Origin of the sequence: Exiguobacterium sp. s83, assembly GCF_018617095.1 — a bacterium.
Lineage (GTDB): Bacteria > Bacillota > Bacilli > Exiguobacteriales > Exiguobacteriaceae > Exiguobacterium > Exiguobacterium profundum.
The window spans coordinates 497,055-508,554 of sequence record NZ_JACSJP010000001.1 but is presented as its reverse complement, the minus strand read 5'-3'; the positions used below and the strand labels follow the sequence as shown (position 1 = coordinate 508,554).

Genomic DNA, 11,500 nt, shown 5'->3' with positions numbered 1-11,500 from the left:
TTAAATCACCCCAATACTTTTCACTTCGACGGAACTGAGTAATTCGTTATAAGCCAATACCGGCACATCTGGATAATACCGTTCGAGTAATTGACGAACGAACAGACGAATCGTTGGGGAACATAAAATCACAGCCGATGCCCCATATCGTTCAAACATCGACAGTTGTTCGCCAGTGCGCTCGATAATCTCTCGAGCTTGCTCTGGGTCGAGCGCCAAATAGTTCCCGAACTCCGTTTTCTGAACCGCATCTTGCACCGTCTGTTCCGTCTGTCCGCCGAGTGTCACGACGTAAAGGGGACCTTCAGGTGGTTTGACTTGATCGGTCAATTGACGGGACAAGCCTTGACGGCAATACTCTCCTAAGATTTCCGCATCTTTCGTCACTTTTCCGTAGTCTGCCATCGTCTCAAACAGAAGCGGCAAATTTCGAATGGAAACACTTTCTTGGAGTAAGTGGCGCAACACTTTCTGAATTTCGCCAATCGAAAGGACTGACGGCGTCACGTCCTCTACGAGAACCGGATGCGTCTCTTTCAGGTGCTCGACGAGTTGTTTCGTCTCTTCCCGACCGAGTAAATCTGCCGCATGTTTCTTCAACGTCTCGGTCAAGTGAGTCGCGACAACAGAAGGCGGATCAACGACGGTATACCCGCTCATTTCTGCCCGAGTTCGTGTTTCTTCATCAATCCAAAGGGCAGGAAGACCGAATGCTGGTTCCGTTGTTTCAATTCCATATACCTCAGGGTCTTCGATGCCCGGGCTCATCGCCAAGTAATGATCCAGCAATAGCTCTCCCTCTGCAACGACGTTCCCTTTGACTTTGATTCGGTATGCGTTCGGTGATAACTGCAAGTGATCGCGAATCCGGACCGTCGGTAAGATGAAGCCAAGCTCGAGTGCGAGTTGACGACGAATCATGACAACGCGGTCTAACAAGTCACCGCCTTGAGACTCATCTGCAAGCGGAATCAAGCCATACCCGAATTCAAATTCAATCGAGTCAATCTGCAACAGCGAGACGACTGATTCTGTCGGCGCTGTCGATGGTTCCTCTTCGAGCATCGGCTCTTCCGTTGCCTGACGGATATTTCGACGCATCGTGTAGGCGCCGAAGAATGCCGTTCCGGCAATGATCATCGTCACAGGAAGTAGGGGCGGTGATACAAAACCAAGCATGAAGACAATCGACCCGGCGATATAAAGGAGTGATGGGTTTTGACCGAGCTGGTCGATTACGTCTTCCCCTAAGTTTCCATCCGAGACGGCACGGGTCACGATAATCCCGGTCGCGGTCGAAATCAAAAGTGCTGGGATTTGACTGACCAAGCCATCCCCGATTGTCATGAGTGAGAACGTTTGGAACGCTTCTCCAACTGGTAATCCCATTTGAACGACACCGATGATAATCCCGAAGATCAAGTTGATCGTAACGATGATAATACCAGCGATGGCATCTCCTTTAACGAACTTCGATGCCCCGTCCATTGATCCATAGAAGTCCGCCTCGCTTTGAATTTTACGGCGACGCATCTGGGCTTCCTTATCGTCAATTAAACCAGAGTTCAAATCGGCATCGATGGCCATCTGTTTCCCCGGCATCGCATCGAGTGTGAAGCGAGCAGATACTTCCGATACACGCTCTGCTCCTTTCGTGATGACGACGAATTGAATGATGACAAGAATCAGAAAGACGACAAATCCGACAAGGACATTTCCACCGATGACGAAATCACCGAACGTCTCGATGACTTCCCCACCATAACCTTTAGATAGAATCGAACGGGTCGTCGATACGTTCAAACCAAGACGAAACAACGTCACAATCAATAAGAGAGAAGGGAATACGGAGAAGTCAAGTGCTTCCCGGGCATTCATCGCCACAAGTAGAATCATGATGGCGATCAAAATATTTACGATGATTAAAAAGTCTAATAAAAACCCCGGTAGCGGGATGATCAGCATGATGACAATCATCAACACACCAATCAAAATTGCAAAGTCTTTCGCTTTTACTGCCAACACATACTCCTCCTCAAGACGGTTGCTTCATTTGATAGACGAATGCCAGTACTTCCGCAATGGCTTGATAAAACGATTCGTCTACCACTTCACCGATGTCGATTTGCGCATAGAGCGCGCGCGCGAGTGGTTTATTTTCAACAATGGCCACGTCATGTTCTTTTGCGACATCTCGAATATGAAAGGCGACCCGGTCGACCCCTTTGGCGACCACGAGCGGCGCAAAATCTTTCGTGTCATCATATCGAATGACGACCGCGTAATGGGTCGGGTTCGTGATGACGACATCGGCATTCGGTATCTCTTGCATCATCCGTCGCATCGCCATTTCCCGTTGTTGCTGTTTGATTTTAGATTTGATGAGTGGGTCACCTTCCGTATTTTTGTACTCATCTTTTATATCTTGCTTAGACATTCGGATCGATTTCTCGAAATCAAATCGTTGGTAGAATAAATCGAGTAGTGCAAGTGCGAGCAAGGCGACACTTACCCAAAGACCGAGTTCAATCGTGATACTCGCGAGTGCGACAATCGATTCACGAACTTGTTCGACGGCCATCCGAGACAGTTCTTTCTGATTTTTCCAAAGGACAGCGACAGCGGTTGTCAGGATGATTAACAATTTGAATAAGGACTTTAAAAATTCGACGACCGCTTTCATACTGACGATGCGTTTGACCCCCTTGATCGGGTCGATCCGCTCAAGCTTTGGTTGAATGGCTTCTAAAGAAAATAACGTTCCGATTTGTAGGTAATTGATGAGAATCCCAAACACGACGGCAACGACAAAGAACGGAGCCAAAATCAAACCGACACGGAGCATTAAGTCGACGACCATATCCGACATGCCGCCCGTCACGTTAAACAATAAATACTCTGGGCTGAGTAAATCGCTGATTAAAGAAAGCAATTGCTGCCCAATCACGGGACCGAAAAAAGATAACATGAGAAACATCGCAAAAAGTGCGAACGCTCCAGTCAAATCGGCTGATTTGGCGACTTGCCCCTTCTTTCGGGAGTCTTCCCGTTTACGCGGCGTCGCTTTTTCTGTCTTTTCGCCTGCAAAAAACTGTAGATTGACCGATAAAGGATATAGAGGCTTCTTCATGAGGCGTCTCCTAATATGAGCATAAAGTCGTGCATCACTTCTTGTAATAGCGGGATGAACTGACTGATCCCTGTCAATGTCAGTCCCATCAATAAAACCATGACGGCAAAGCCGGCGATGAGTTTAAATGAAAATCCGATGGCAAAGATATTGAACTGTGGCGCTGACTTCGCTAAAAATCCGAGAGCTAAGTCAACAAGGAGCAAGGAAGCCATCATCGGCAACGCCAATTGCAACGCGACCATCATGGTCATGGTGACGACTTTCACGGCCATCATCAAAGAGGCTTCGGTAAAGTTGATCATCGGTTGACCAGGCGGATAGATTTGAAAGCTATAATAAATGCCATCAATCAGCAGAAGATGCAGGTTGCTCGTTAACAAAATGAACAGCGTAAAAATATAATAAAATCGTCCAATCAATGGCGATTGACCGCCAAACATCGGATCATATGCCGAAGCCATCGCTAATCCGAGCTGTAAATCAATGACCCCACCGGCAATTTGTGGTGCAAAAAATAGGATGTTGATTAACAGTCCAAGTAAAAGTCCGATCATGACTTCATAGACGACTTGCAGGACGAACGCATTCGTCATCTGGATTGGCTCGGTCAGTGTGAACATCGCGTAATACGCTAAAAACGCACTGAATCCGACGCGGTGCATGACCGGTAATTGTCTCGTCGAGAACAACGGGACACTGACAAAAAAGCCAGACAGTCGTGCGAACGTTAACCCATACATACTGATGAAGTCGACCGCATTCATTTCGATGCAACCTCAACCATCAACTCAAAGATCAAACGCGTGAATCCTTCAATCTGTTGAAGCATCCACGGTCCAAAGATGACGAGACCGATGAAGACCGAAATAATTTTCGGAACGAACGATAGCGTTTGTTCTTGAATTTGAGTCGTGGCCTGTAAAATCGAGATCACGAGACCGACGATCAGTGAGATGAGCAGAAGTGGCATTGATATTTTTAATAAGGTCCACACACTCTCTGTCGCCAAATAGATGACCATTTCTTGTGTCATGTCCGTTCCCCCTACATACTTCTAAGCAATGATTCCACAATCAAGTGCCAGCCATCGACCAATACAAACAACAATAATTTAAACGGCAGTGCAATCATGACCGGTGGAAGCATCATCATCCCCATCGACATGAGGACACTTGCGACTACCATATCAATGATCAAAAACGGTAAGAAAATCATGAAGCCGATTTGGAAAGCGGTCTTCAACTCACTGATCGCGTAAGCAGGCACCAAAGCGAGGAGCGGCACATCATCAAGTGTCTCCGGCTGCTCGTAGTTCCCATACTTTAAGAACAGTTGTAAATCTTCTTGTCTTGTATATTTCGACATAAACTCCTTCATCGTCCCACTTGCCTCATCGAACGCCTCATCTTGTGAGATCTTGTCATCGAGGTACGGTTTCAATGCGTTCTCGTTCAAATCCGAGAGAACCGGAGACATGACGAACAGTGTGATGAATAGTGCCAATCCGACAATCAATTGGTTCGGTGGCGTTTGCTGTGTACCGAGTGCCGGTCGAATGAATGACAAGACGACCACGACCCGAGTAAAGCAAGTCATCAAGATTAAAAAGGATGGTGCGAGCGTCAGCAATGTCAACAAAATCAAAAGCTTGATGGATGTCGACGTACTGTCCGGTGTTTCTAAATTGATCAATTGCTCAAACGTCGTCATGATTTCTTCCTCACTTCTTCTAGCTGAGCGAGTTGTTTCTTAAAGGTGTCTAAAAATGCATTCGAATTTGACGTTCGGAGTGACAAGGATTCCGTTTGCTCTTCCTCGATCGTGTCCGCATCGAGTCGATCGATCAGTTGAATCGAATCGCCGACACCGAGTACATACACTTGGTCACCGAGCTTCACGAGCTGGACTGAACGGTCTTTTCCGAGCGGGACGCCTCCGAGATGTTTCATATGTTGAGTCGCTTTCACGCCTTGTGTTTTAGAACTGAGCCAACGCATCAAGACGATAAATCCGCCGACCACGACCACGAGACTCAACACGACTTTCACGCCATTGCCAATGGTTGACGCTGTCGTTGGAACGTTACTTTCCTGTTCATCTGTCTGTTGTTGCTCGAATTGTTGGTCTACGGTGGCGGCCTCAACCGTGGCCGGAGCAGAGAGCCCGACCACGAGGAGAATAATCAACCACCATTTCTTCATTGTGCGACCGTTTTAGAAACTGCTTCGATGACACGTTCTGCATTGAAAGGCTTGACGATGAAGTCTTTTGCTCCAGCTTGAATGGCATCGATGACCATCGCTTGTTGTCCCATCGCTGAACACATGATGATTTTCGCATTCGAGTCGAAGCTACGAATTTCTTTCAATGCTGCGAGTCCATCCATCTCAGGCATCGTGATATCAAGTGTGACGAGATCCGGTGTGAGTTCACGGTATTTCGCGACAGCGTCCGCGCCGTTTTCTGCCTCACCTACTACGTCATATCCATTCTTTGTCAAAATGTCCTTGATCATCATACGCATGAACGCTGCGTCATCCACTACTAATACTTTTGCACTCATTCTAAATTCCTCCTTAAACGATTCCGATCCGCTCATGCGGTTGAATAATTTCTGTTACACGTACCCCAAAGTTTTCTTCAATGACAACGACTTCTCCTCTAGCGATTCGCTGTTGGTTGACATAAATGTCTACCGGCTCACCCGCTAGTTTGTCGAGTTCGATGATGGAGCCCTGTGATAACTCAAGTACTTCCCGAACGGATTTCTTCGTTCTTCCTAACTCTACTGTCACGTTTAACGGGACATCGTATAACAACCCAAGATTCGCCGGGGCCGCTTCTTGCGATGCCGGTGATTGGAGCGGCATGAATTCCGCTTGGCTAACTGCCACTTCCGGCATCGATTTTTGTTTACTTGGTTGCGGGGTGACTGGTTGCGCTTGTTGTTGGGCTTGCGGTTGTGGTTTTGGCGCTTCCGCTTGCGCTTTCACCGGTTCCGGTGCTGCCTGGGCTTCCCCTGTAGCTTTCATCAACTCATCGACCAATTGCTTTCCAAATTGAATCGGTGCGATCTGAACGATTGTTGAATCAATCAACGTACCTACTTTGAGATTGAACTCGATGAGTACCATCGTCTCCCAAAGTTCAAGGCGATCGATGATGGTTTGGTTCTTCGTCGCATCGAACACTTCGACAAGCGGTGGCGAGATGTCAATCTTCTTCGAAAATACCGTCGATAAAGACGTTGCGGCCGCCCCCATCATTTGGTTCATTGCTTCTTGAACTGCCGACAACCGAATCTCATCAAGGCTCTCCGGATCAACATTCTCTCCGGTCCCGCCTAACATGAGGTCAGAGATGATGGCCGCATCTTCGCGAGTCAAGACGAGGACGTTCTCCCCTTGGATTCCTTCTGTGTAGCCTACTCGAAGCGCCACATGAGGAGTGGGATAGCGTTCGCGTAACGCTTCAATTCTCACTTCACTGACAACCGGTGTAGTGATTTCAACTTTTTGTTGTAGTAATGTTGACAAGGCCGTTGCCGAGTTCCCGAATGAAATATTCCCAATTTCTCCGAGTGCATCGCTCTCCATCGAATCTAAATGTTCTTCTTTCGCATCGACTTCTGGCGTCGGCGTATTGTCGCTTGTCCCGCGTAATAACGCATCAATTTCATCTTGTGACAGCATCTCACTCATTGCTCTTCCTCCTTCACACGGTGAAGCACTTGAACCGCCATTCGCTTCCCGCTCACACCGACTTGCCCTTTAAATACTTTATTTTCCCCCACCATGACGGACAGGGGTTCTTTTGCTAATTGATCGAGTGCCAAACAATCTCCGACTTCTAGATGCAACAAATCTCCAAATGTGATCGTCGTCTCACCGAGTAAGGATACGACCTCGACCGTCGAGTTCATCAATTGGGCTTTAAGCGGTTCCTTACTCGATTGACTCGCATTGCGTCGATTCGCTTCCTGCATCCAGTAATGACTCGATAGCTTGGACAATACCGGTTCGATTGTGACGAATGGCAGACAGACGTTAATCGTTCCGCTCACTTCACCGATTGTCACACCGATTGAAATCAAGACGACCGTTTCGTTTGGTGAGACGAGTTGCAGGAACTGCGGATTCACTTCCACGGCTGACATTTCTGCTTTAATCTCAGCAATCGATTCCCAAGCATCCCCATATGTCGAAAACGCCCGTTTGTACAATTGCGTCAAGATCCGCATCTCGATTTCGGTGAACGATTCGATTTTATCCATCTCGACACCGGGACCACCGAGTAATCGGTCTAACATCGCGTACGAGATGTTCGGATTGACCTCGATGATGAATCGCCCGTTTAACGGTGGCGCCTCAATCAAGTTGATCATCGTCATGCTCGGAATGGAATGAATGAATTCATCGTACGGTAATTGTTCGACCGAGTTGACCGAAAACTGAACGTACGTGCGAAGTTGGGCCGAGAAAAATGTCGTGAGCATCCGTGTGAAATGCTCGTGAATCCGAGTTAAGCTACGAATTTGGTCTTTAGAAAATCGAACGGCTCGCTTGAAGTCGTATTGTCGAACTTTCTTCTCTTCCTCTTGCGCGAGAAAGGAGTCTGCTTCGACATCCCCACTGCTTAATGCAGATAGTAAGGCATCAATTTCTTGTTGAGACAGTACTTCTCCCATGATGCCACCTCACTGAATAATTTTCTTCGTCATATAGACGCGTTGGACTTCACCTTCTTCAAGCAGTCCGTTAAGTTGTTCTCGTAATGTTTGTTCGAACTTTTGCATATCCTCTTTTGTTGCCAATTGGGCTTTCGTCATCCCGGATAAGTCACCTAAAATGACATTGTGCACTTGGAATTTACGTAGTTCTAAATTCTCTTTCGTTTCAGCCGAATCTGTGACGATCGTAAATTGAACGTTGATGAAACGCTCGTCTTGAATGTTCGTCGTCATATCATCGGTCATGAAACTCCGTTCTGCCAACTCTTCAGCTGTGACCGGTTTCGTTTTAGCAGTGACGTTATCACCGAAGACATATTTGTACGTCATGAATCCGGCACCGCCCATGACGAGCAGGACGACAAGCAGGATGATTACGACCTTTAGGCCGCCACCTTTTTTATTTTCTTCTTCACTCATCTTCTTCACCTCTTGTGAACATCGTTCCGACTAAACCGATTGAGCGGTAAAAGGCTTCAGTTCGTTCAATGATTTGATCTTTCGTTTCTTTTACGAGATACGTTTTGCCATTAAACAATTGGATGATCGTGTCGGGCTCTGCCTTCACCGTTTCGATGAGCAAAGCGTTCAGCACGAACTCCTCACCGCGAAATGCCGTGACGCGAATCATCAGCGTTTCAGGTTAACGAGTTCTTGAAGGATCTCGTCCGATGTTGTGATAATTCGTGTGTTCGCCTGGAATCCACGCTGTGCCACGATCATTTCAGTGAACTCTTCCGAAAGGTCAACGTTTGACATTTCAAGTGCGCCTGAGACGAGTTCTCCACGACCGTCAGAACCAGGTACGCCAAACTGTGGAACACCGGAGTTTTGCGATTGTACGAAGTTGTTGGCTCCGACTTTTGATAACCCGGCGTTGTTCGAGAAATTCGACGTGACGATGTAACCAGCGATGCGAAGCTCACCGTCAGATGCTACAAAACTGACTTGCCCGTCTTTACTAATTGAGAGCGATTTTGCATCTGTTGGGATTTTAATTCGTCCGTAACGATTTGTTTTCGCTGACGTATCAGTTGCCGCATAATGATCTAAATTTGCTGTTGGACCTGTGAAATCTGTTTCAGCTGGGGTCGCTGTTACTCCTGCAGCAACTGGCAACGTACTAGTGAGTGACCCAACAAGATACGTCCCGTCGCCCGTCACCAAGTTACCTTGGTTGTCCGTATAAAAGTTCCCAGCGCGCGTGTATTGGAGTTGACCATTGACCATCGTCGCATAAAAACCTTCCCCTGAAATCCCAACATCGAGGGCGCGTCCTGTGTTTTGCATGGCACCCTGGTTATAGACGTTATCGACCGTCGCCATCGTACCCCCGAGACCGACTTCCTTCGGGTTAATACCACCCGTTGTCGCATTCCCAGCGGACGCACTCCCGACTTGTTGACTGACGAGGTCTTTGAACGTGACGCGACCTTTTTTATAACCGAACGTGTTGACGTTGGCGATGTTGTTCCCGACGACGTCTAGCTTTGATTGGAAGTTCTTCAATCCACTGATTCCTGAGTACATTGCTCTTAACATAATGTATTCCTCCTATGCTTATTTGATGGATGTGATATCGTACACGCTGACAGATGTGCCGTCTTCAAGATCAGCCATATATCCGGTTAAGTCGTTACGAGAAATGGAAACGACTCGACCCGACCCTTTCGTCGTCTCTTCACTCGTTTCCGATGTGAAGTCGATCGTTTTCCCAATCATGCTACTGTATTCAGAAATCGACGACATGTGACGGTCGACGAGAACTGAGTCAAGTTGTTTTGAGATGGCTTGCATTTGTTCGAGCGATGAGAACTGTGCCATCTGTGCGATGAATTCTTTATCTTCCATAGGTGACATCGGATCCTGGTTCGCGATTTGAGCGAGAAGCAACTTCATAAACATGTCTTTATCGTATTGATTTGTCGCTTTTGGGAGCGACTGATCTGGCAATGTATAATCATTCGTCTTCGGTTGAATGCTCGTCATCTTCAGACCCTCCTTTAGGCTGTTCTTGTGGTTGTTCTTGTTCCGATTGCTCGGAACCGTCTGACAAGGCTGCTTTAGAATCGAGTGCCTGTTGTGTCAAGTTGACCTCGACCCGAACGTTTTGCGAATGGGGTGTCAACGTTTGTTGCAACTGTTGAACTTGCGATTGAATCAGTTGTTTCGCCTCTTGATTGCTGGCAAACATCTTGACGACAAGTTCTCCATTCTTCCGCTCTAGCTTAACGACGAGTTCCCCTAACTGCTCCGGATATAATCGTACGGTGAATACTTTTGAACCGTCCGCCCCACTTTTGAACGGTGCCTTTTGAAGAGCCGCTTCAATCCGAGCTTGTAAATTTTCAGGAAGGGATCCTTTTGAGGCATACATGACCGTGTCCACGTCAATCTGTGGTCTTGACCAGTTCATCCCTTTCGGCATCCAGTCTACGTTATTTGGCTGTAGCGCAGGTTTTGCGATTTTTAAGGTTTCAACATTTGGCAAGACGGGAACTTCTTTCAATGTACCTTCGATTGGTCCTTTATACTGTGTGATGATCCGTTGCATCGTTTGAACCTGTTTGGCAAGTTCTTGGTTTGGAACTTGTTGAGTCAGTGCAATGTTGGTCGTCTGAGTATTTCCCTCTGTTTGCTTCGTAGTATGGACTTTCGGCGTAGTCGTCGTCTGTACAATCGCCGGTAAAACCGAAGACGGGATTTCAGTCTCAGGCGAAGGATTAGACAATTGACCGAGTAAACTTACATATGCATCCATAAACGTCCGATACGCATCTTGTGGCAGTGATTTTAGCCACTTCAATGTATCAGGCTTTTGAAACCATGTTTCGAGTTCCTGTGCCACTTTTTCCAAATCGACTGATCCTTCAGGAAGCACACCTTCTTCAAGTTGAGGAAGTTCTGCCTGCTCCCCTGAGCCTTGCATTGGGGCAAGCATCGCAGAAAGGAGGCTTAAAAATCCACCTGCTCCCTGTGATTCTCCCTCCACTGTTCCAGTACGAGCCATCGATCCTTGAATGGCTTGCGTCAATAAAGCGATATTCAATGTTGGCCCTCCCTTCTTGTGTTCATTGGAGAAGCTGCGTCACAACCGCAGCCTGTTGTGCATTCATTCGTCCTAAGATGTCTGCCTGTTGCTTAGGTGATAGTTCCTTCAACAGTTCAGCAACTTGAGGGCTTTCGAGTTCACCCATAATGGCTGCCGCCTGTTTGGCTGACATTTCTTCATAGACGCTAGCGACGTCAGATGATGATTCCTCTTCTTTTGACGCTGCCTCTAGTTCCGAGACGAGTCGATCTCGTTCACGAATCAAATCGGTGATTTCTTCTTGTCTAGCCTTTACTTCGTTCGTCAATTCCACATTTTCGTTGCGAAGTTTTTCAATCTCACTGTTCGCCGCTTTTAATCGGTTCGCTGCGTCCGAATCGATTCCCGTCACATTCACCTGCGTCTCCGTTTTTTTTGATTCTTCCGTTTTCTCGTCCTCGTTCACTTCCAATAAGGGAACGGATAAGAGCGGACGGTCCATCGCATAGTTCATGACGACGATCCCACCGACTAGGATGAAGATTGCTGGAATGAGGACTAACGCCACGATCATTTGCTTGCCTCGTTTATTGTTCTCTTTTGCCAT

The 11,500-nt window shown here is 47.3% G+C and carries 15 protein-coding genes; all 15 read right to left on the bottom strand.

Annotated elements, in window-relative coordinates; translation table 11 throughout:
• Genes flhA through KNO73_RS02540 form a run of 15 tightly spaced genes read right to left on the bottom strand, consistent with a single transcriptional unit; the run spans position 1 to position 11,500 of the window.
• Positions 1 to 2,022 carry a flagellar biosynthesis protein FlhA gene (gene flhA, locus KNO73_RS02610; protein ID WP_256440172.1) on the bottom strand — a complete coding sequence of 674 codons (2,022 nt, stop codon included), beginning with the start codon at positions 2,020 to 2,022 and terminating at the stop codon, positions 1 to 3.
• A 13-nt stretch (positions 2,023 to 2,035) separates the two neighbouring features.
• A complete protein-coding gene (flhB, locus tag KNO73_RS02605; protein WP_214684481.1) occupies positions 2,036 to 3,130 on the bottom strand; it encodes a flagellar biosynthesis protein FlhB in 1,095 nt (364 codons plus the stop codon).
• A complete protein-coding gene (gene fliR / locus KNO73_RS02600) occupies positions 3,127 to 3,897 on the bottom strand; it encodes a flagellar biosynthetic protein FliR (protein ID WP_147537295.1) in 771 nt (256 codons plus the stop codon). The genes flhB and fliR overlap by 4 nt, the downstream gene beginning before the upstream one ends.
• Positions 3,894 to 4,166: a flagellar biosynthesis protein FliQ gene (gene fliQ / locus KNO73_RS02595; RefSeq protein WP_015881403.1), complete on the bottom strand. Its 273-nt coding sequence runs from the start codon at positions 4,164 to 4,166 to the stop codon at positions 3,894 to 3,896. The genes fliR and fliQ overlap by 4 nt, the downstream gene beginning before the upstream one ends.
• An 11-nt stretch (positions 4,167 to 4,177) precedes the next feature.
• Positions 4,178 to 4,843: a flagellar type III secretion system pore protein FliP gene (gene fliP / locus KNO73_RS02590; RefSeq protein WP_015881402.1), complete on the bottom strand. Its 666-nt coding sequence runs from the start codon at positions 4,841 to 4,843 to the stop codon at positions 4,178 to 4,180.
• Positions 4,840 to 5,334 carry a flagellar biosynthetic protein FliO gene (locus KNO73_RS02585; RefSeq protein WP_214757109.1) on the bottom strand — a complete coding sequence of 165 codons (495 nt, stop codon included), beginning with the start codon at positions 5,332 to 5,334 and terminating at the stop codon, positions 4,840 to 4,842. The genes fliP and KNO73_RS02585 overlap by 4 nt, the downstream gene beginning before the upstream one ends.
• Positions 5,331 to 5,696, bottom strand: coding sequence for a response regulator (locus KNO73_RS02580; RefSeq protein ID WP_015881400.1), 366 nt, complete (start codon positions 5,694 to 5,696; stop codon positions 5,331 to 5,333). Before KNO73_RS02580 ends, KNO73_RS02585 begins: the two co-directional genes overlap by 4 nt.
• 13 nt (positions 5,697 to 5,709) lie before the next feature.
• Positions 5,710 to 6,834 carry a flagellar motor switch phosphatase FliY gene (gene fliY / locus KNO73_RS02575; RefSeq protein WP_214757110.1) on the bottom strand — a complete coding sequence of 375 codons (1,125 nt, stop codon included), beginning with the start codon at positions 6,832 to 6,834 and terminating at the stop codon, positions 5,710 to 5,712.
• Positions 6,831 to 7,820 (bottom strand): flagellar motor switch protein FliM, encoded by a 990-nt coding sequence (gene fliM / locus KNO73_RS02570; protein WP_015881398.1) that lies wholly within the window; start codon positions 7,818 to 7,820, stop codon positions 6,831 to 6,833. The genes fliY and fliM overlap by 4 nt, the downstream gene beginning before the upstream one ends.
• Before the next feature lie 9 nt (positions 7,821 to 7,829).
• The gene (locus KNO73_RS02565; RefSeq protein ID WP_078146706.1) at positions 7,830 to 8,282 is read right to left on the bottom strand and encodes a flagellar basal body-associated FliL family protein; all 453 of its coding nucleotides are present in this window, start codon (positions 8,280 to 8,282) and stop codon (positions 7,830 to 7,832) included.
• On the bottom strand, positions 8,275 to 8,493 hold the full coding sequence (locus tag KNO73_RS02560) for a flagellar FlbD family protein (RefSeq protein ID WP_031421671.1): 219 nt from the start codon (positions 8,491 to 8,493) through the stop codon (positions 8,275 to 8,277). Before KNO73_RS02560 ends, KNO73_RS02565 begins: the two co-directional genes overlap by 8 nt.
• Positions 8,493 to 9,404 (bottom strand): flagellar basal body rod protein FlgG, encoded by a 912-nt coding sequence (flgG, locus tag KNO73_RS02555; RefSeq protein ID WP_215112003.1) that lies wholly within the window; start codon positions 9,402 to 9,404, stop codon positions 8,493 to 8,495. The genes KNO73_RS02560 and flgG overlap by 1 nt, the downstream gene beginning before the upstream one ends.
• An 18-nt stretch (positions 9,405 to 9,422) precedes the next feature.
• Positions 9,423 to 9,851 carry a flagellar hook capping FlgD N-terminal domain-containing protein gene (locus KNO73_RS02550; RefSeq protein ID WP_078146704.1) on the bottom strand — a complete coding sequence of 143 codons (429 nt, stop codon included), beginning with the start codon at positions 9,849 to 9,851 and terminating at the stop codon, positions 9,423 to 9,425.
• Positions 9,823 to 10,911 carry a flagellar hook-length control protein FliK gene (locus KNO73_RS02545; protein WP_078146703.1) on the bottom strand — a complete coding sequence of 363 codons (1,089 nt, stop codon included), beginning with the start codon at positions 10,909 to 10,911 and terminating at the stop codon, positions 9,823 to 9,825. Before KNO73_RS02545 ends, KNO73_RS02550 begins: the two co-directional genes overlap by 29 nt.
• Before the next feature lie 22 nt (positions 10,912 to 10,933).
• Positions 10,934 to 11,500 carry a MotE family protein gene (locus tag KNO73_RS02540; RefSeq protein ID WP_214687933.1) on the bottom strand — a complete coding sequence of 189 codons (567 nt, stop codon included), beginning with the start codon at positions 11,498 to 11,500 and terminating at the stop codon, positions 10,934 to 10,936.

Bases quoted from the DNA above. Each gene is read 5' to 3' on its own strand.
- fliR (WP_147537295.1), bottom strand. From the start codon at position 3,897: ATGAATGCGGTCGACTTCATCAGTATGTATGGGTTAACGTTCGCACGA.
- flhB (WP_214684481.1), bottom strand. From the start codon at position 3,130: ATGAAGAAGCCTCTATATCCTTTATCGGTCAATCTACAGTTTTTTGCA.
- KNO73_RS02565 (WP_078146706.1), bottom strand. From the start codon at position 8,282: ATGAGTGAAGAAGAAAATAAAAAAGGTGGCGGCCTAAAGGTCGTAATC.
- fliM (WP_015881398.1), bottom strand. From the start codon at position 7,820: ATGGGAGAAGTACTGTCTCAACAAGAAATTGATGCCTTACTATCTGCA.
- fliY (WP_214757110.1), bottom strand. From the start codon at position 6,834: ATGAGTGAGATGCTGTCACAAGATGAAATTGATGCGTTATTACGCGGG.
- fliP (WP_015881402.1), bottom strand. From the start codon at position 4,843: ATGACGACGTTTGAGCAATTGATCAATTTAGAAACACCGGACAGTACG.
- KNO73_RS02550 (WP_078146704.1), bottom strand. From the start codon at position 9,851: ATGACGAGCATTCAACCGAAGACGAATGATTATACATTGCCAGATCAG.
- KNO73_RS02585 (WP_214757109.1), bottom strand. From the start codon at position 5,334: ATGAAGAAATGGTGGTTGATTATTCTCCTCGTGGTCGGGCTCTCTGCT.
- KNO73_RS02560 (WP_031421671.1), bottom strand. From the start codon at position 8,493: ATGATTCGCGTCACGGCATTTCGCGGTGAGGAGTTCGTGCTGAACGCT.
- fliQ (WP_015881403.1), bottom strand. From the start codon at position 4,166: ATGACACAAGAAATGGTCATCTATTTGGCGACAGAGAGTGTGTGGACC.
- KNO73_RS02580 (WP_015881400.1), bottom strand. From the start codon at position 5,696: ATGAGTGCAAAAGTATTAGTAGTGGATGACGCAGCGTTCATGCGTATG.
- flgG (WP_215112003.1), bottom strand. From the start codon at position 9,404: ATGTTAAGAGCAATGTACTCAGGAATCAGTGGATTGAAGAACTTCCAA.
- KNO73_RS02540 (WP_214687933.1), bottom strand. From the start codon at position 11,500: ATGGCAAAAGAGAACAATAAACGAGGCAAGCAAATGATCGTGGCGTTA.